18 protein-coding genes and 1 pseudogene are annotated in these 17,648 nt (G+C 57.9%); 6 read left to right on the top strand and 13 right to left on the bottom strand.

Going from position 1 to position 17,648, the window contains the following annotated elements:
• Window positions 1-277: 277 nt before the first annotated feature.
• From CR155_RS21425 to CR155_RS19855, 3 genes and pseudogenes are all read right to left on the bottom strand, one after another.
• A complete protein-coding gene (locus CR155_RS21425; protein ID WP_102071785.1) occupies window positions 278-406 on the bottom strand; it encodes a hypothetical protein in 129 nt (42 codons plus the stop codon).
• A 26-nt stretch (window positions 407-432) separates the two neighbouring features.
• Window positions 433-582 (bottom strand): annotated as a pseudogene (locus CR155_RS19850) (LysR family transcriptional regulator); the annotation flags it as partial.
• Between the two features lie 19 nt (window positions 583-601).
• Complete coding sequence (locus tag CR155_RS19855) at window positions 602-1,369, bottom strand: TOBE domain-containing protein (protein ID WP_102071787.1); 768 nt, start codon at window positions 1,367-1,369, stop codon at window positions 602-604.
• Between the two features lie 103 nt (window positions 1,370-1,472).
• Here CR155_RS19855 and modA point away from each other — a divergent pair, with 103 nt between their 5' ends.
• The 5 genes from modA to CR155_RS19880 all read left to right on the top strand — a co-directional run bounded on the left by modA (window position 1,473) and on the right by CR155_RS19880 (window position 4,775).
• Window positions 1,473-2,219, top strand: coding sequence for a molybdate ABC transporter substrate-binding protein (gene modA, locus CR155_RS19860; protein ID WP_102071788.1), 747 nt, complete (start codon window positions 1,473-1,475; stop codon window positions 2,217-2,219).
• 1 nt (window position 2,220) lies between these two features.
• Window positions 2,221-2,910 (top strand): molybdate ABC transporter permease subunit, encoded by a 690-nt coding sequence (gene modB / locus CR155_RS19865; RefSeq protein ID WP_102071789.1) that lies wholly within the window; start codon window positions 2,221-2,223, stop codon window positions 2,908-2,910.
• Window positions 2,907-3,992, top strand: coding sequence for a molybdenum ABC transporter ATP-binding protein (gene modC / locus CR155_RS19870; RefSeq protein ID WP_233214432.1), 1,086 nt, complete (start codon window positions 2,907-2,909; stop codon window positions 3,990-3,992). The genes modB and modC overlap by 4 nt, the downstream gene beginning before the upstream one ends.
• Before the next feature lie 121 nt (window positions 3,993-4,113).
• Entirely contained in the window at window positions 4,114-4,362 is a 249-nt protein-coding gene (locus CR155_RS19875) for a type II toxin-antitoxin system Phd/YefM family antitoxin (protein WP_102071790.1), read from the top strand.
• The gene (locus CR155_RS19880; protein WP_102071791.1) at window positions 4,359-4,775 is read left to right on the top strand and encodes a type II toxin-antitoxin system VapC family toxin; all 417 of its coding nucleotides are present in this window, start codon (window positions 4,359-4,361) and stop codon (window positions 4,773-4,775) included. The genes CR155_RS19875 and CR155_RS19880 overlap by 4 nt, the downstream gene beginning before the upstream one ends.
• 63 nt (window positions 4,776-4,838) lie before the next feature.
• On the opposite strand, the gene CR155_RS19885 is transcribed toward CR155_RS19880, so the two are convergent.
• Window positions 4,839-5,234, bottom strand: coding sequence for a cupin domain-containing protein (locus CR155_RS19885; protein WP_102071821.1), 396 nt, complete (start codon window positions 5,232-5,234; stop codon window positions 4,839-4,841).
• Window positions 5,235-5,438: 204 nt separating this feature from the next.
• On the opposite strand from CR155_RS19885, the gene CR155_RS19890 reads away from it, so the two are divergent.
• A complete protein-coding gene (locus CR155_RS19890) occupies window positions 5,439-6,365 on the top strand; it encodes a pirin family protein (RefSeq protein WP_102071822.1) in 927 nt (308 codons plus the stop codon).
• A gap of 33 nt (window positions 6,366-6,398) precedes the next feature.
• Here CR155_RS19890 and CR155_RS19895 read toward each other — a convergent pair whose 3' ends face one another.
• The 9 genes from CR155_RS19895 to CR155_RS19935 form a co-directional block, all read right to left on the bottom strand.
• Entirely contained in the window at window positions 6,399-7,877 is a 1,479-nt protein-coding gene (locus CR155_RS19895) for a M81 family metallopeptidase (protein WP_102071792.1), read from the bottom strand.
• Window positions 7,878-7,946: 69 nt separating this feature from the next.
• Complete coding sequence (locus CR155_RS19900) at window positions 7,947-9,581, bottom strand: ABC transporter ATP-binding protein (protein ID WP_102071793.1); 1,635 nt, start codon at window positions 9,579-9,581, stop codon at window positions 7,947-7,949.
• On the bottom strand, window positions 9,578-10,474 hold the full coding sequence (locus CR155_RS19905; RefSeq protein WP_102071794.1) for an ABC transporter permease: 897 nt from the start codon (window positions 10,472-10,474) through the stop codon (window positions 9,578-9,580). The genes CR155_RS19900 and CR155_RS19905 overlap by 4 nt, the downstream gene beginning before the upstream one ends.
• A gap of 2 nt (window positions 10,475-10,476) precedes the next feature.
• A complete protein-coding gene (locus CR155_RS19910) occupies window positions 10,477-11,418 on the bottom strand; it encodes an ABC transporter permease (RefSeq protein WP_102071795.1) in 942 nt (313 codons plus the stop codon).
• 7 nt (window positions 11,419-11,425) lie between these two features.
• The gene (locus CR155_RS19915; protein ID WP_102071796.1) at window positions 11,426-13,024 is read right to left on the bottom strand and encodes an ABC transporter substrate-binding protein; all 1,599 of its coding nucleotides are present in this window, start codon (window positions 13,022-13,024) and stop codon (window positions 11,426-11,428) included.
• A 115-nt stretch (window positions 13,025-13,139) separates the two neighbouring features.
• Window positions 13,140-14,615, bottom strand: a complete 1,476-nt coding sequence (locus CR155_RS19920; protein WP_102071797.1) for a M81 family metallopeptidase — start codon at window positions 14,613-14,615, stop codon at window positions 13,140-13,142.
• Window positions 14,616-14,804: 189 nt separating this feature from the next.
• Entirely contained in the window at window positions 14,805-15,578 is a 774-nt protein-coding gene (locus tag CR155_RS19925) for an ABC transporter permease (RefSeq protein ID WP_102071798.1), read from the bottom strand.
• A 41-nt stretch (window positions 15,579-15,619) separates the two neighbouring features.
• Window positions 15,620-16,822, bottom strand: coding sequence for an ABC transporter substrate-binding protein (locus CR155_RS19930; RefSeq protein WP_102071799.1), 1,203 nt, complete (start codon window positions 16,820-16,822; stop codon window positions 15,620-15,622).
• Window positions 16,823-16,854: 32 nt separating this feature from the next.
• The gene (locus tag CR155_RS19935; protein WP_439650469.1) at window positions 16,855-17,646 is read right to left on the bottom strand and encodes an ABC transporter ATP-binding protein; all 792 of its coding nucleotides are present in this window, start codon (window positions 17,644-17,646) and stop codon (window positions 16,855-16,857) included.
• Between the last annotated feature and the right edge of the window lie 2 nt (window positions 17,647-17,648).

Here is a 17,648-nt window from a genome sequence, read left to right on the forward strand (position 1 = left end):
TCTCTAAGTGGTTGATTACAAACTCCACTTTGGCACATTGATGCCGTTGATGCGAGGCCCTCTTTACGTCTGCTTTCCTTCTTAGGCCTCGTCACTCACTTGAGGTGGGAGGCGTCCATACCATCTCCTGGATTTGGATTTGTTTTGCTTTCTATGCGGGGGTGGTTCCGTGCGGAGTCGGCAACGCCAGCCTGTCAGTTGCCTCTGCGCTGTATTTTCTTGACGACGATCAATAATGGGCAAATTGAAACACTAATATATTAGTATGTCAATCCGTTTACCGGCCATGAATCCCAATATCATCCATGGTTTCGGGCGTGTCCCTCGCGGCGGGAAGTTCGCCGCGGGCTATGTTCACCACACGGGCGCGATGCGCCATCAGGCTTAATAGTCGCTCATCGATCAGCCCACGCGTTTCGCGTGTTCCGGGGAAAAAAGCTTAAGCCCCAGGCCCGTTTCCAGATTCGCAATTAGCGCGCTGAAGGCCGATTGCGTAAGATTGCACTGGTCCGCCGCGCGCGTGAAGTTCTTCGCGGCGACAAGGGCAGAGAAGGCGCGCATATGGCGTAGGGATAAGTTCATGGTGCTTCCCGAAGACTTGTTAACCGTTCACTGCAATCACAACCGCGGACTCGTCCAAAGCGGCCATGGCGGGATTTCCACGTTTAAGCCCATGCTTTACCGCCGCGAACCCGACCAATTGCAGACCGGATGGCAGTGTGATCCCGACCTCGGCGCCTGTCGATGTGGAAGCGACGCGTGCCACGATTCCATGAAGCAGGTTCGAACCCTCATGCACGTCGATAGTTCTTGCGACGTGCACGGCAGTGGCCTTGAATAGCGCCAACACGTTTTGTGCTGGTTGCAAATCCAACAGATCGACGCTTTCGCGAGTAATTCTGGAGAAGATGGACTGCTCATCGGCAAGTTCAAGCTCGACCCTGATCGACGGTGGACTCCTGCGTATGGATTTGATAGTGCAGGGCAGATGATTGCGCATACTGGTGCGCAATCCAAGAGAAGCAATGGCTGATATCGGCGTATCGGCATCGGAATCGCTGGCCAGCCTGGCGAGCACGCCTGCCCTTGCCGCATTCAGAAGATCAGAGGCATGCAGCAGGCGCTGTCCCGCCTTGGTAAGCTGTGCGCCGCCGCCGCCGCTGCCGCCGACCACTTTTTCAAGCAAAGGGACGCCGGCCAGGTTGGTCAATGTTTCAACGGCCTGCCAGGCGGCCTTGTAGCTGACCCTGGCTCCACGAGCCGCTTCGGAGATAGACCCGACCTCGCCGATCCGGCGAAGAATATCGATTCTTTTGTCCGCGACCTCGCTAGCCAAAGCCTGCGCAAAGAGGACTGGTTTACCTTTCATGTGTTGAGGTTCTCAAACAATGATGAGCATGCCGGAATCGCTATTCTACATGGGAATAGCGTATGATATATTCGCTATTCCCATATAGAATAGCGTGGCGAAAATGACAATGCGATTCTTGACACTAGCGACCACTTTAGCATTCAGCGCTTCGATCCACGCAGGCGAAGTAGGCGTCGCCGTGGCTGCCAATTTTACGGCCCCCATGAAGGAGATTTCAGCACAGTTTGAGAAGGATACTGGCCACAAGGCCGCACTTTCATTTGGCGCAACGGGCAAGTTTTACGCCCAGATCAAGAATGGCGCGCCATTTCACATATTGTTGGCAGCCGATGCGGCGACACCAGCCAGACTGGAGAATGAAGGCTTGGGCGTAGCCGGAACCCGGTTCACCTACGCAACTGGGAAGCTGGTGCTGTGGAGCAAGCAGCCGGGCCTGGTCGATGCCAAGGGCCAGGTTCTGCACACGGAAAAGTTCGACCGCCTCGCATTGGCTGATCCCAAGCTTGCGCCGTATGGCGCGGCCGCCATTGAAACGCTCAACAAACTTGGGTTGTTTACACCGCTGGCGCCCAAGTTTGTGACAGGTGAAAACATCGCTCAAACCTACCAGTTCGTGGCGACAGAAAATGCTCAACTCGGGTTCGTCGCACTATCCCAGGTATTCGTCGATGGCAAGGTCACCGAAGGTTCTGCATGGATCGTGCCCGCCGAAATGCATGCACCCATCCGGCAGGATGCTGTCCTCTTGACCGCCGGCAATGGCAACCTGGCAGCGAAGGCGCTTATGGACTACCTCCGAGGCAAAAAGGCAGCGGGCATCATCCGTTCCTTCGGCTATGAGCGTTGACATGGATTTCCCTCTCGACAAACAAACCTGGGACGCCATTAGGTTGACGATAGAGCTGGCCACGCTCACGACAGTTTTGCTGTTGATCATTGCGACGCCCCTGGCGTGGTGGCTATCGCAGACTCGATCACGCTGGCGTGCTCCCATCGGTGCGCTGGTGACATTGCCACTGGTGTTGCCCCCTACGGTGCTGGGCTTCTATTTGCTGGTGGCAATGGGGCCGAATGGTCCACTCGGCCAACTCACTCTGGCGATGGGGCTGGGCTTGTGGTCATTCACCTTCACAGGCTTGCTGCTGGGTTCCATTTTCTTTTCATTGCCTTTCGCGGTGCAGCCGATCCAGCACGCTTTTGAATCGGTCGGACGCCGGCCCATGGAGGTGGCCGCGACCTTGCGCGCGCGTCCGATCGATGCGTTCTTCACCATCGCTTTGCCGCTGGCGCGTTCCGGCCTGATTACCGCCGCTATTCTGAGCTTCGCCCATACGGTGGGGGAGTTCGGCGTGGTGCTGATGATAGGGGGAAATATCCCAGGCAAGACAAGGGTCGTGTCCACTGAAATCTATAGCCACGTCGAAGCGATGGAGTATGCGCAGGCGCACTGGCTCGCCGGCGGCATGGTGATCTTCTCGTTCTTTGTGCTTCTTAGTCTTTCGCTTCTTAAACGCCGGGTTGGCAGGGTGATGCCTTGAGCGAACATTCGAACCATATCGAGCTACGGGTGTCCAGGGCCGGCTTTGCCTTGTCGGTGGATATTTCTTTTCCCGACAAGGGCATAACCATGCTGTCGGGGCCATCAGGCTCCGGAAAAACCACGGTGCTGCGCTGTGTTGCGGGCCTGGAGCGAGCCGGCCATGGCGTCGTGCGTATTGCTGGGGAGACCTGGCAGGATAGCGATGGCACGATCTTCAAGCCCACTTGGCAGAGGCCTCTCGGTTACGTGTTTCAGGAAGCCAGCCTTTTCGAACACTTGAATGTAAAGGGAAACCTGGAGTACGGGCTGAAACGCATCAAGAGCCCGGATGCCAGGAAAAGCCTGGAGGATTCAATCGATCTGCTGGGGATCCGTGCACTGATGACACGCCGACCAGATGCACTGTCCGGAGGCGAGCGCCAGCGTGTTGCAATCGCTCGCGCGCTGGCCACTCAGCCGCGCTTGCTTCTGTTGGACGAGCCGTTGTCCGCACTGGATTCTGCCCGCCGCCATGAAGTTTTGCCCTGGTTGGAGAGAATCCGGGATGAACTGGGTACGCCCATGCTTTACGTCACGCATTCAGCGGATGAAATCGTACGTCTTGCTGATCACCTTGTGCTAATGGATCAAGGGAAGGTCAGCAAGGCAGGGGAGACGGCAGCGGTATTGGCCTCAGCGAATAGTCCTATCGCCATAGGCGACGATGTGAGCGTGTTGCTGAATGCCCGTATCTCTGAACGCGACGAGCGCTGGGACCTGATCTGTGCGACATTCGAGGGAGGAAGGCTTTGGGCCGGCGATAACGGTTTGCCGCTGAATACCAACGTCAGGGTACGCGTGCTTGCAAGGGATGTCAGCCTCACAACTGATGAACCGCAGCGCAGCAGCGTTCAGAATCACTTGCACGGCATTGTCGAGTCTATCGTCCAGGACAGTCATCCGTCTCAAAGCATCGTCAGGATCAAGTGCGGAAACGCGGTCATCCTGGCGCGGGTCACCAGGAAGGCAGTGGACGGGCTTGGTGTGCAGCCGGGAGCGCCAATCTGGGTCCAGGTCAAGGCTGTCGCGGTCGTTGCCTGAAGGAGGCGGCGGTTCAATTACGCCAACCCATCAATCTGAATTACTAAGACTGCATCTTATTAAGCGTCACACGCATCGTACAATATGACCAGAGTAGTCAGATTATGGAGGAGGTACCATCATGCAGAGCTGGCAAATACAGGAAGCGAAAGCAAAAATGTCCGAGGTGATCAAGCGGGCCCAAGTGCAGCCGCAGGAGATTACCTCGCATGGCAAATCAGTGGCGGTCGTTATTTCCCGTGCGACATTTGATCGCTTGACTCAGATGGATGGCTCGCTTGTCGACTTCATGCGCCGCTCGCCCATGCATGGGATGGACGATCTGGAGTTTGAGCGTGACAAGAGCCTCACGCGCGAGGTGGAACTTTGAGCTATCTCGTAGACACCAATGTGCTCTCCGAACTTAAACGCAAGGCGCCAAACCCGGACGTACTCGCATGGTTTACAGACAGGCCAGCGTCGACGCTGTATCTTAGTGCCCTAACGTTCGGTGAAATCCGGAAAGGGATTGAAGGCGTTTCGCATATCGAGCGGCGTCAGCTGCTGGTGGATTGGCTCGAGACTGAACTCACGGCCTTCTTCATTGGGCGCGTTCTACCTGTGAACATTGCCGTGGCTGATCGGTGGGGTCGGATGGTGGCAGCGGCGGGGCGCCCCGTGCCGGCAATTGACAGCCTGCTGGCGGCCACCGCGCTGGAACATGACCTGGTGCTTGTTACGCGCAACATCAAGGATTTCGATGGCCTGGGTATTACGCTTATCAATCCTTGGCTGCCACGTTAAAAGGCCGGGCACCATGGATGCCCGGTCTTTCAGCTACAACCTTGCGCCTGTCGCCAGGTGGACTTACTCGGTGGTTTTTCCGTCGAAGTGTTCATCCGACGCATCGGCCTGGGCCTTGGTGGCATGGATGACGCCATCACGGTGTTCCGGCGGCCCGTAGATAGTGTAGAGCTTGAGCGGCTGGTCGCCGTTGTTGACCACGTTATGACGGGCGCCGGCCGGGACGATGATCGCATCGTCGTCTTTGATTGCGCGGCTTTGACCGTCGATGATGACTTCGCCACTGCCTTCTTCGACCCTGAAAAACTGGTCGTGACCTTCATGAACTTCCGCGCCTATTTCTTCGCCCGGCTTAAGGGTCATGAGCACCAGCTGCATGTACTGGCCCGTGTACAGCACTTTACGAAATTTTTCGTTGTCGGTTGTGAGCTTTTCGATGTTATCTACAAATCCTTTCACGGCGGTGCTCCAAAAATGGTTTCTACTTCTCGATGATATAGAAGGCTGTCCCACAACGTCAACGTTGCACTGTACCCAGGTGTGTCGAGAACGTACGAACGTTGATGCAATCTCCACGACCAGCGGCGCGATATAGGCAGCATAGGCCAGTTCAAGGGGCGTATGATTATTGAACCCGTCGAATCGCATCCCGGAGGCCTTGCCATGTCAGATCCACTGCTTCCCGATAGTCCTTTAGACGTCGTCGTCGTTCCCCGCGTTCACGACCTGGGGGACAGTTTTGAAGTCAGGCGTGCGTTGCCGTCGCGGCAGCGGCGCATGGTCGGTCCCTTTGTCTTTCTCGACCAGATGGGACCTCATGTTTTTTCGCCGAGGCGAGGGCTGGACGTCAGGCCGCATCCTCACATCGGGCTGGCTACCGTCACCTACCTGTTTGACGGCGAAATCATGCATCGCGACAGCCTGGGAACCGTACAAGCCATACGACCGGGCGAAGTCAACTGGATGACTGCAGGCTGCGGCATTGTCCATTCCGAACGCACGTCGCAGGAGTTGCGCCAGGAGGAATCCTCGTTGTTCGGGTTGCAGTGCTGGGTGGCATTGCCCAAAGCGCACGAGGAAAAAAAGCCGGAGTTCCTGCATGCTGGCAAGGACGAGTTGCCGCTGGAAGAGGGCGAGGGCGTGGCCGCACGTATCATTGCGGGACGTTTTTTCGGGCGCAGTTCGCCGGTGCCGACCTTATCGGACCTCTTTCAGGTCGACGTCTGCTTGGCGCCGGGCGCCAGACTGGATATCCCTGCGGAGTATCCGGAGCAGGCCATCTATGTGGTGCAAGGTACGCTTGACCTGGGCAAGGATGGACTTTTTGAATCCGGCCGTTTGCTGGTATTGAAACCGGGAGCCGGCGTCACGCTCAGTGCCTGGGGAGCAGAGCCGGCAAGGTTCATGCTGCTGGGCGGTGAACCGATGGACGGACCGCGCTATCTCACCTGGAATTTCGTCTCCAGCTCGGCGGAACGTATAGAACAAGCAAAAGAGGACTGGGTCGCCCAGCGTTTTGACAAGGTGCCCGGCGAAACCGAGTTCATTCCTTTGCCCGATATTCCCGGCAAGCCTGTTCGTTATCCTTGATTCACTGGCCAGCCGGTACGGCGTGGCGTGAGTTTACATGGTATCCAATGGATATATCGGTCGACGGACGTTCTTGAACTCGAGTTGGCTATAGTCCGACGTGGCGACGCCCAGTCCGGCGCATTCGACCACGTCGCGTGCGATATTGCCGAGGCCCGCACGCCAGTGCACGCGGCTTTTGAGCACGATGTAGCGTTTCTGCATGGGGTCTATACCGGCCGACAGCAGGCAGTTGATGTCGTTCGGTTCCTGGTGTCGCGAGACAACGATGATTTCCACTTTGCCGGTGTCCACGACGACGGTCGTGCCCGTATCGTTGAGGGTCCCTTTGCTCATGGGACCATGGTTGCGATAGCGGCCATCGAACACGAACGTGACCTTGCCCTGCACGTCGAGTGGCCGGCTGACTTCCCGCAATGCCGGCATGGGCGTCTTGCCGCCCAGCGAAAGCCGAATGTCGGCGCCGACCCCAGCCTGCGCAGCCGTGGCGGCGGCCTGCGGATCATAAATGGCGTAGAACACCACCTTTTCCAGTCCCTGGCGCAGGATCTCTGCCAGCACGACAGTCGTGTCCATGGTGCCGCCGGATGCCGTGTTATCACAGTGGTCCAGCATCACGATAGGGCCGTTCGTCATCGCGCTGGCGCGAGCGACCGACTGAGCGAGCTCCTCGTGTTCGAACACGAATTGCTCCCGGGCGTTCCAGGCTTTGACCAACAATTCATCGCATGACGTGCCTGCCAGTGTCGGGTCGCTGTCCGTGCACACCACGGCACTGACGCCGGCATTGACAACATCGGCATTGGGAAAGCCGGTGAACAGGGAGGCCGCCAGCACGGGACCAGATTCATAGGCGACGCATTGTCGCTGCAGGGAATGGTTGGGCTCGGCGTGCGTGCCCTGGCGCATTACGTGTGGCAGCATAGGACGGTTACCCCAGGCCATCACTGGCTTGAGCTCGCCGACGATGGCCCGTGTCAGGATGTCGGCGGCCCGTCGGCCTGCTTCGAAGACGTCCACATGGGGATAAGTATGATAGCCCGTGATGATGGTTGAGTTCGCGACCATTGCTTCGTACACATTGGCGTGCATGTCGAGCGTTACGCCTATCGGTGTATGTGGATCAATTTCGCGGATTTGCCCCAGCAATGCGCCTTCGCCATCTTCTGTCGACTCTGTGACCATGGCGCCATGCAGGTCCAACAAAATCCCGTCAAAGCCACCTTTCCTGACTTCATCGAGAATCAGTCCGCCGATGCGCCGGTAGGCGTCTTCATGAACTGGGCCGCTGGGCCATGCCTCGGCGGCAACCGGCACGACGATCTCTGCGGACAAGCGGTCCGCTACGTCGATAAAGCCGCCCAGTGCGGTGCCGGTGCTGCGGTAGGTGTCGATGGCGGACTGACCCTCGCACAGCAGCCCGGCGCTGCGACGGAAAAACCGTTCGAAAGGGGTAGGAACGGGCGAGAATGTATTCGTCTCATGCTTGAACATCGCGAGCAGCAGCCGCATGAATTGATCTCCGGAATAAAAGAAATAAATCGCGATAGTCGGTGCGAGACACGATGGCTCGCCGATTGGTTAAGGATGCCGGGCTGGCCTGAAGTTCTGGAAGTCCCAGTCCCGTCCTGGTGCCGCATCGATGAGCGCACGCGTATAGTCCTGTTTTGGCGATACCAGGACGGACTCGGCAGTTCCATCCTCGACGATGCGTCCGTTCTGCATTACGACTATGGTGTCGCAGATTTGCGCGGCGACCCGCAAATCGTGTGTGATGAACAGTACCGCAATGCCGGTGCGGACCCGAATTTCCTCGATCAGGGCGAGCACCTGAGCCTGTACCGACACATCGAGGGCCGACACCGCTTCGTCGGCGACGAGAATGTCAGGTTCGAGCGCCAGCGCGCGGGCAATGCAGATTCGTTGACGTTGTCCGCCCGAGAATTGATGAGGGTAACGCCGCATGGCGTCGGGTTCCAGGCCGACTACCCGCATGAGCTCGGCTGCCATGGCCAGCGCTTGTTCTCGTCTGGTACCGAAATTGAGCAGGCCTTCGATAATCGATTCGCCCACGCGCAAGCGCGGATTCAGCGACCGGTATGGGTCCTGGAATACGATCTGGATGCGGTCGCGCATGGGCCTCAGTGTGCTGCCTGTGAACTGGGCAATGTCCGTACCCTGGATGCGGATGGCTCCTGACGTTGGGTCTATAAGGCGCACAGTGCAACGCGCCACGGTGGACTTACCGGAGCCCGATTCACCGACGATGCCGACGATTTCGCCGCGTCGCACGGTAAGGTTGATATCTTGCGCGGCGGGAACCGAGCGCCCTCGGCCGAAAAAGCCTTTCTCGGTGTAAGTCTTGTTCAAGCCAGCTACTTCGAGCACGATTTCGCTGGTCATGGCCGTGCGTTTCCGGGGAATCAAGCTGGGCACCGACGACACCAGCATGCGGGTATAGTCTTCGCGGGGCCGGGCGAGAATGTCGGCGCACGTGCCGACCTCGACGACTTCTCCGTCTTTCATAACAACGATGCGATCCGCGATTTCCGCAACTACGCCAAAATCGTGCGTAATGAACAGTACGGCGGTATTGTGTTTCTTTTGAAGGTCGCGGATCAGGGCAAGGATCTGTTTTTGCGTGGTTACGTCCAGCGCCGTCGTGGGTTCGTCGGCGATCAGAAGACGCGGTTCCAGGATCAGCGCCATGGCAATCACGATACGTTGGCGCTGTCCGCCTGAAAGCTGATGCGGATACGATCCGTACATGCGGTCGATCTCGGGCAATTGGACCGATTCCAGCATGGCCAACACTTTTTTGCGTCGCTCTCTCTTGCCAAGCCGCGTATGAACTCGAAGGACCTCTTCAATCTGGTCGCCCACCTTCTCGACGGGATTGAGCGCGGTCATGGGTTCCTGAAACACCATCGCCATCCGTGTGGCGCGCAGCTCGCGCAACCGTCTGGTGCTGGCCACCAGGATGTCTTCGTTCTCGACAAAAATACTGCCGCTGGTTGCTTTCAATCCGTCCTTGGGCAGCAGCCCCATGATGGATAGAGAAGTGACCGATTTACCGGAACCCGATTCACCGACCACGCACACCGTCTCGCCGGCCTTGATCTCGACACTGAGATTCTTGACGACACGTTGGTCGCGAGCACTGCCTATGACGTTTACCGAGAGATCATCGATCTTCAGAATTGTTGGATTGGTCATAATTTGCGCGCCATTCTGGGATCCAGTGCGTCGCGCATGGCATCGCCCAGGAGGTTCACGCTGAGGACAGTGAGCGAAAGCAATATGCCTGGATACAGGATGAGGCCGGGGCGCAGTTGAAAATACATCCGGCCTTCGGCCATGATATTTCCCCAGGATGATGTTTCTGTGCCCAGGCCCGCACCAAGAAAGCTGAGAATGGCTTCAGTCAGAATGGCCGAGGCAAAGACATAAGTGCCCTGTACCACCAGCGGTGCAATGGTATTGGGAACCAGATGCCGCCACAGAATGCGCGGAATGGGTGTGCCCAGTGAAATGGCGGCCTCGACATAGGGTTCGTGGCGCACCGTCAGCACGACACTTCGAACCAGGCGCACCACGCGGGGAATTTCCGGGATGGTGATGGCGATCAATACCGTGAGCAGGCTGGCGCCCGACAGCGAAACGAGCGCGATGGCGAGCAAAATGCCGGGAATGGCCATCAGCCCATCCATGACACGCATGATAATGGCGTCGGCCGTACGAAAGAAGCCGGAGACCACCCCGATAAACAGGCCGAGTATGACGCTGATCAGCGCGGCGCCCAATCCGGCGATCAGCGACGTACGCGCGCCGTACAGCACACGGCTGTACACATCGCGGCCATAGGCATCGCTGCCCAGCCAGTACTCTGCGCTGATGACTTTCAGGCGCTGGCCGGTATTCAAGGCATTGGGATCGGCGGTTCCCAGATACGGGGCAAACAGAGCGACGAAAGCCAGTGCGGCAAGGAAGGCGACTGCAATCATTACCGGGACGCTTGAGACGGCAAGCCGCAGTTGCGCACGCAATGTGGGCGCCGGCGCGTGTTGTGGAGGATCGACCGGGCCGACCAAGTTGACGGTAGTGGACATGATTAGTACCGAATGCGTGGATCGAACACGGTATACAGGACGTCGACCAACAAGTTAATCAGGATGTAGATTAAGGAGAAAAGAAGGATCAACGCCTGGATGACGGGGTAGTCGCGTGCCAGCACAGCTTCGACGACCAGCCGGCCCAGCCCGGGCAGGTTGAACACGGATTCGGTCACGACGACGCCGCTGATCAATAAGGCAATGCCCACGCCGATTATCGTGACGATGGGTACGGCGGCGTTGCGCAATGCATGCTGCATCAGCACGGCGCTTTCCTTCAACCCCTTGGCGCGCGCCGTGCGGATGTAGTCTTCCCCCATCACGTCGATGATGCTGGTGCGCGTGATGCGGGCAATCAGCGCTATATAAATGGTGCTCAACGCAAGCGTTGGAAGTATCAGGCGCTGGGCATAAGGCCAGAACCCGTCGGCCAAAGGCCGGTAGCCTTGCACGGGTAGCCATCCCAGCCACATGGCAAACACCAGTATCAATAGATAGCCCGTAACGAACACCGGAACGGAAAAACCCAGTACGGAGAACGCCATGACGGCGCGGTCCACCAGCTTGCCCCGGTGCCAGGCGGCAATGACGCCCAGCGGAATGGCGACCAGCACCGTAAACACAATGGTGCAGATCGCCAAAGACAATGACGGGCCCATGCGGTCAGCGACCATGCCCAGCACCGGCACACCCGAAATCAGCGACGTGCCAAGGTCTCCCCGCAACAGCTGCAGCAGCCAGATGAAGAATTGCGTATAAATGGGCTTGTCCAGGCCCATGTGATGGCGAATTTGCTCGAGCTGTTCTGCCGAGGCAGAGTCGCCGGCAATGATGGCCGCCGGATCCCCGGGTGTAAGACGCAATATGGCAAACACAACCAGCGCCACTACCGCCATGACGGGGATAGTGGCGAGGAGCCGCCGTAAAATGAAAGCGAGCATGTGGACCTTACTTGCCGGTTTTCTTTATGCTCCAGAAGAGCGGAATCGGTTCGATGGGAACGTCGGTAAGCGAAGTGCGATAGGCGGCAACGTTGTAGTACTGGCCCAGGGGCGGCGCCACCCCTTCGTCCGTTGCCAGGCGCTGGACTTCATCCGAAATGGCCTTGAGTTCCTTTGCATCGGAGGCCATGGCGAACTTGTGGCGCAGATCTTCGATGGCCGGGATATCAGGCCAGCCGAACCAGGCGTCCTTACCGTTCGTTGCTATCGCGGAGTCGCGCAGCGGATCCTGGATATCCAGCAGGCTCCAGTTGGTCGAAAAAATATTCCATCCCCCTTTGGCGGGCGGGTCCATGACCGCGCGCCGGGTGACCACGGTTTGCCAGTCCATGGCCTGCAGGTTGACCTTGAAACCGGCCTTGCGCAAGGCTTCCGCAATGACGATGGGTTGTGCTGCCAGCCCCGTTACATCGGTGGGTTGCAGGATTTCGACGGGCGTGCCGTCGTACCCGGCTTCCTTAAGCAAGGCTTTTGCCTTTTCAATATTGGATGGCACCACCATGTCTTCACCATACAAGCTTTCATACGGCATGCCACAGCCAAACAGCGCCGCACAGGTCTTGTAATACTTGTCATTGCCGACCAGTCCCTGCATGACTTGTTCCTGGCCCACCGCGTACATGGCGGCTTGCCTGATCAACTTGTTATTGAAAGGAGGGTAAAGGAAGTTCATCCGGTACATCGTCTGGTAGCCGACCTTGTCGATGATGCCCACCTTCAGGTCTTTGTTCTGCTCGACGATGGGGAGTAGATCGTAGGGTACTTGTTCTATGTAGTCGATCTCGCCATTCATCAAGGCGTTGACCGCCGTCATGCTGTCTGGCATTCCGGCCCAGACGACGCGTTCTACATTGACCACCTTGCCGCCCGCCGTGAAACTGGCCGGCTCGCTACGCGGCACATAATCGGTATTCTTTGCGTAGACTGCCTTCAAGCCAGGTTTGAATTCGTCGGCAACCCATTTGAAGGGTCCGGAGCCGATATGCTCGGTAATGGCCTGGCTGGATGGCGTTTCAGCGATACGCTTGGGCATCATGAAGGGGGCAGTGCCGCTGGGCTTGGCCAGCGCCCGCAGGACCAGGTTGGTCGGCTCTTTCAGGACAATCTGGAAAGTCTTGTCGTCGACGACCTCCATGTCGGCGACCAGGTCCAGCAGCACCTGGCCCATTTTGTCTCGTTCTGCCCACCGCTTGATCGACGGAATGCAGTCTGCCGAGGTGACCGGTGTGTTGTCGTGCCATTTCAGTCCTGGACGCAGAGTGAAGGTATAGGTTTTTCCGTCTTCCGAGGCCTCCCATTTCTCGACCATCTGAGGCTGTATCCTGGCATCGGCGTCGGTGGCCAGCAACGTGTCGTAAATCATGTAGCCGTGATTGCGCGTGATGTATGCGGTGGTGATAATGGGGTCGAGGACACGTAGCGGCGAATGCAAAACGGCGGTAACGGTTTGTGCGCTGGCCGGCGCGGCGTAGCTGATTGCTCCAGAGACCGATGCGACCAAAGACAGGGCTAGCGCCGAGCGCAAATTCAGAACTCGAAATGACATGAGCTATTCCTTATGAATGAGTGTTGCGGGAACGTCAAAAGAATGCGACTAGTTTTAAAAAACCGGTACTTCGTATGAGCTGTTCGATCGGCACTACCAAGGAGATACTGTCTGTCTACATGGGATCAAGGGGGAAAATCGGGCGGCGTACGTTCTTGAAGGCAAGCTGGTTATAGTCGGAAGTAGTGACGCCGAGCCCACCGCACTCCACGATTTCGCGCGCCAGGTTGCCGAATCCGGCACGCCAGTGGACGCGGCTTTTAAGGACCACATAGCGCTTTTTCAGCGGATCGATGCCCGCGGATTGCAGGCAGCTCAGGTCGAAAGGTTCCTGATGCTGCGATACGATGACAATCTCGACCTTTCCGGTGTCCAGCACCACAGTGGTCCCGGTATCGTTCAGGACGCCTTTGTACATTGGCCCGTGATTGCGATAACGTCCATCGAACACGAATTTGACCTTGCCGCTGACTTTCAGCGGAGGGTTCGCATCCCGCAAAGCCGGCATCTCGGTTTTGCCGCCCAAGGACAACGTGATGTTTGCGCCTATTCCGGCTTGCGCCGCCATGGTTGCTGCCTGGGGATCGTAAATGGCATAGAATGCCGCGTTCTCCAGGCCCTGGCGCAAGATCTCGGCCAGGACGGCGGTGGTGTCCATCGTGCCGCCCGACGCACTGTTATCGCAATGGTCGAGCAAGATGATAGGGCCTTGTGTCATTTGCCTGGCGCGAGCGACGGATTCGTGCAGTGACTCTGGCTGAAACACGAAGTCGGCGCGCGCATCCCAGGCCTGGTCCAGCAGTTCATCGCGCAGCGTGTTGGCCAAAGCAGGGTCGTTGTCGGTGCATACGACGACGCTGAGGCCAGCGTTATGGATGTCGGCGTGGGGGAAGCCGACGAACAGCGATGCGGCCAGGGCTTGCTTTGATTCCATGGCGATGCAGCGGGCTTGCAATGATTTATTGGGTTCGCTGTGTGTGCCCTGACGCATGACATGAGGCAGCATGGGTCGGTTGCCCCATGCCATGACCGGCTTGATCTGGCCTTTGATGCTGCGCATCAGGATGTCGGCCGCTCGACTACCGGCTTCGAGCATGTCGATATGCGGGTAAGTGTGGTAGCCCGTGATGACCGTGGCATACCGTACGATGTCGTCGTACAGATTGGTATGCATATCCAGCGTGACCCCGACCGGTGTGTGGGGGTCTATGGCGCGCAGTCGCTTTAGCAGCGTGCCTTCGCCGTCTTCGTGGGTTTGCGTGACCATCGCGCCATGCAGGTCTAATAATATGCCGTCAAAACCGCCCTTCTTGACTTCGTCAAGAATAAGCGTGCTGATGCGCTCGTAAGCCTGGTCGTCAACGGGGCCACTGGGCCAGGACTCGGCGGCGACCGGGATTACGATTTCTGCGCCATGTCGTTCGGCGATTTCAATAAACCCCCCGAGGCCGCTGCCGGTGCCGCGGTAGGCGGCAAGCGCATCATCGCCGCGCAACGCCTGCGTCTGTCCTTTGAAGAACCGCTCGAACGGGGTGGGAACCGGCGAGAAGGTATTGGTCTCGTGCTTGAACATTGTGAGCAACAAACGCATCGCTTTTTCCTTGCTTGGAGGTTGGCGGTACTCTTGCATCGACTGATCATAGGTCGATTTACTGCCGTGTCAGTTTACGAATAATGTAAAAAAACAGTACCACCGTCAATAGGGGTATTGACGGTGGCACTGTTTAAAGAAAGAGTTTAAGGGTGCGGCGGAGCTTGAATGTCCTTATTTCCGGCGATCCTACTTGCTATGAGTCCAGTGCTGATGCAGTTTCTGAGCCAGCCCATCAAGCATGAAGCCCAGCGCGCCAATCAGGACGATCACGGCCATCAGTTCCGAATATGCCAGACGATCGCGGGTATCAAGGATGAAATAGCCCAGTCCTGAACTGACACCCAGCATTTCGCACGGTACCAGCACTATCCAGATGATGCCAATGGCAAGGCGCACACCGGTCAGGATATGGCCCAGCACGCCAGGAACCACGATCTTGAACAGTACTTCCCGGCGCGTGGCGCTGAGACTCTTCGCCAGCATCAGCCATTTCGGGTCCAGCTGGCGTACGCCGGCGGCGGTATTCAGGATGATGGGCCAGACCGCGGCGAAGGTAAGAAGAAAATAGATTGGCGCGTCGCCGATGCCGAATACCATGACGGCAATAGGCATCCAGGACAGTGGCGAAATCATGCGCAGGAACTGGAATGCGCTGCCTGTGCAATTTTCCAGGGCGCGGGAGGTACCGATTGCCAGTCCAATGGGCACACCCAGCATCAGCGCCAGGCCCAGGCCGATGAGCACGCGCTTCATGCTGGTCAGCGTGTGGAGGGTCAACTGGTTTTGCACCAACAATTCGTACAGGCTTTTGAACGTTTCACCCGGGCTCAGCAGCCCGGCCAGCGCAATGTTCCCTTGTAGCCAATGCGTGCCGGACGCCCATAATGCAATCAATACCAGCAGGCCGCCCAGGCCGAGAACGGCACGGGTGCTCAATGGGGTCTGTTTCAGTGCTTTCATGGTGGCGATTTTCGAGACGGGCCCGGTACGCGGGCCTGATTTCAGGTGGTGATGGTTTCTTGACGGGTGAACGAATCCGGCAGTCCGAATGCAGCCATGCCGCCATTGCTGGCAATGGCCTTTTTCACATATCGGTCGTCCACCAGGTCGCGTGCCACGAAAGCGGGGTCCAGGTCTTGCAGAAACTCGTTTTTGCCGGACACGAGGGTGGTCTTGAGTTTCCTGATCAGTTCTTCCGTGTAACTGGGGAAAGGGTAAGGCTGGAAGTCGATTCGCTTCTCCTTCCAGCCCGTATTCACGATGGCGCCGGATGCCTGGTAGTGGGCGCTGTCCATCAATTCGGGCACCAGCACTTGCGCGAGCGCTTCATAGCTATGGGGCGTGTAGTGCTGCGGATTGTCCCTGGCCAGAATGCGGGCGGTTTCCTGGCGGTGGTCCTGGATCCATACTTGCGCCTGGACGATGCCGTTGACGACCTTCTGCGACCACTCGGGGCGCTGATCCAGGTCCTGTTCATGCATCAGCACGACGCAGCAGGCGTGATCTTTCCACACATCACCGGTAAAACGCAGGATTTTACCGATTTTCAATACCTCAGCCGATGCATTGAACGGCTCCGCGACGGTATAGCCCGCGATCTGCTTGTTGGCCAGCGCCGGCACCATGTCCGAGGGCGACATGACAACTAGTTTTACCTGACCTGGGCCTGCATCGCCTTCGCTGATGGGCTGCAGGCCTTTACTCTTCAACAAATGCTGGAGCACGATATTGTGCAGGGAATACCAGAACGGGATGGCGACAGTCTTGCCTCCCAGGTCTGCGATATCGTTGATGTCGTGTTGCACGGTCAGGCCGGAACCGGACATATGATTCCAGGCAACGACTTTGGCTCGCGACTGACTTCCATAGCGCGCCCATACCGTCATGGGAGAAAGCAGATGGATGACATTGACCTGCCCCGCCAGGAAGGCTTCGACGATTTGCGCCCAACTGCGGAACAGGCGTGGCTTCTCGACCGTCAGCCCTTGTGCCTGGAACAGTTCGTTGTGGTGTGCGACCAGCAAAGGCGTTGCATCGGTGATGGCCAGGTAGCCGATCCGCACGGGAGCATCAGGCTCGGCTGCCCGGGCGACGTTGTGCATGTTCAATAAGGGCAGGGCGCCCATTGCCGTGAATAGCGTGGACAGCTTGATGAACTGACGGCGGGCTTCCAATGAAGCGCTATACGTTTCGGATTTATTCATGGTAATTATTTTCCAGGGAAGGGTGTCTCGATTCAGTGGGCGATTCGCGCGCCGCGCAGTGCCTGCATGATCTCGATACGTATGTGTGTCAATGGCGGCGCCAATGCGTCGCGGGGATGCGCGGACGCTATCGACCATTCGCCGATCAGTCGGCCGGGGTATTGGCCTATAAGCAGGATGCGGTCTGCCAGAATCAGCGCTTCGTCAATGTCGTGCGTAACCAGAATGGCCGAGGCCTGATGCCTGGCGATGATCTGCAGCAGAAGCGCTTGCATTTCGCTGCGGGTGACCTCGTCCAGCGCGCTGAACGGTTCATCCAGCAACAGGATTTCGGGCTGGCGTGCCAGGCTGCGTGCCAGGGCAGTGCGTTGCGCCATGCCGCCCGACAGTTCAGCGGGGTAGCGTTCAGAGGCCCCTTGCAAGTCCACTTCTGCAATGGCGGCTCGCACTCGTGTTTTCCTGTCTTCCTTGCCGAGCGTCGGCTGGTGCTTGAAGTCCAGACCGAAAGCAACATTCTCTTCCAGCGTCAACCAGGGCAGCAGGCTTGGATCCTGAAAGACGAAGCTCAAACGCGGATGCGGCCCGCGTAGCGGCTCGCCGTTAATATGGACCCCGCCCCGGTCAGCACTTTGCAGTCCGGCCAGAACGCGCAGCAGCGATGACTTGCCAACGCCGCTGGGACCCAGGATCGCCACGACTTCGCCGGCTGCCAATTGCAGGGAGAAGTCCTGGAGGACCGTATTGGGCTCCTGATGGGGGCGCTTGTAGCTGAGCGCAATATCATGGGCGTTCAGGACGATAGGCCTGTCCACTGCCGCGGAAATAG

The organism is Pollutimonas nitritireducens (assembly GCF_002849615.1).
GTDB lineage: Bacteria > Pseudomonadota > Gammaproteobacteria > Burkholderiales > Burkholderiaceae_B > Pollutimonas > Pollutimonas nitritireducens.

What these genes read in the sequence shown, in the direction of transcription:
- CR155_RS19910 (WP_102071795.1), bottom strand. Translation starts at nt 11,418, where the DNA reads ATGCTCGCTTTCATTTTACGGCGGCTCCTCGCCACTATCCCCGTCATG.
- CR155_RS19900 (WP_102071793.1), bottom strand. Translation starts at nt 9,581, where the DNA reads ATGACCAATCCAACAATTCTGAAGATCGATGATCTCTCGGTAAACGTC.
- modA (WP_102071788.1), top strand. Translation starts at nt 1,473, where the DNA reads ATGACAATGCGATTCTTGACACTAGCGACCACTTTAGCATTCAGCGCT.
- CR155_RS19930 (WP_102071799.1), bottom strand. Translation starts at nt 16,822, where the DNA reads ATGAATAAATCCGAAACGTATAGCGCTTCATTGGAAGCCCGCCGTCAG.
- CR155_RS19890 (WP_102071822.1), top strand. Translation starts at nt 5,439, where the DNA reads ATGTCAGATCCACTGCTTCCCGATAGTCCTTTAGACGTCGTCGTCGTT.
- CR155_RS19920 (WP_102071797.1), bottom strand. Translation starts at nt 14,615, where the DNA reads ATGCGTTTGTTGCTCACAATGTTCAAGCACGAGACCAATACCTTCTCG.
- CR155_RS19905 (WP_102071794.1), bottom strand. Translation starts at nt 10,474, where the DNA reads ATGTCCACTACCGTCAACTTGGTCGGCCCGGTCGATCCTCCACAACAC.
- CR155_RS19895 (WP_102071792.1), bottom strand. Translation starts at nt 7,877, where the DNA reads ATGCGGCTGCTGCTCGCGATGTTCAAGCATGAGACGAATACATTCTCG.
- CR155_RS19875 (WP_102071790.1), top strand. Translation starts at nt 4,114, where the DNA reads ATGCAGAGCTGGCAAATACAGGAAGCGAAAGCAAAAATGTCCGAGGTG.
- CR155_RS19925 (WP_102071798.1), bottom strand. Translation starts at nt 15,578, where the DNA reads ATGAAAGCACTGAAACAGACCCCATTGAGCACCCGTGCCGTTCTCGGC.
- modB (WP_102071789.1), top strand. Translation starts at nt 2,221, where the DNA reads ATGGATTTCCCTCTCGACAAACAAACCTGGGACGCCATTAGGTTGACG.
- CR155_RS19915 (WP_102071796.1), bottom strand. Translation starts at nt 13,024, where the DNA reads ATGTCATTTCGAGTTCTGAATTTGCGCTCGGCGCTAGCCCTGTCTTTG.
- CR155_RS19855 (WP_102071787.1), bottom strand. Translation starts at nt 1,369, where the DNA reads ATGAAAGGTAAACCAGTCCTCTTTGCGCAGGCTTTGGCTAGCGAGGTC.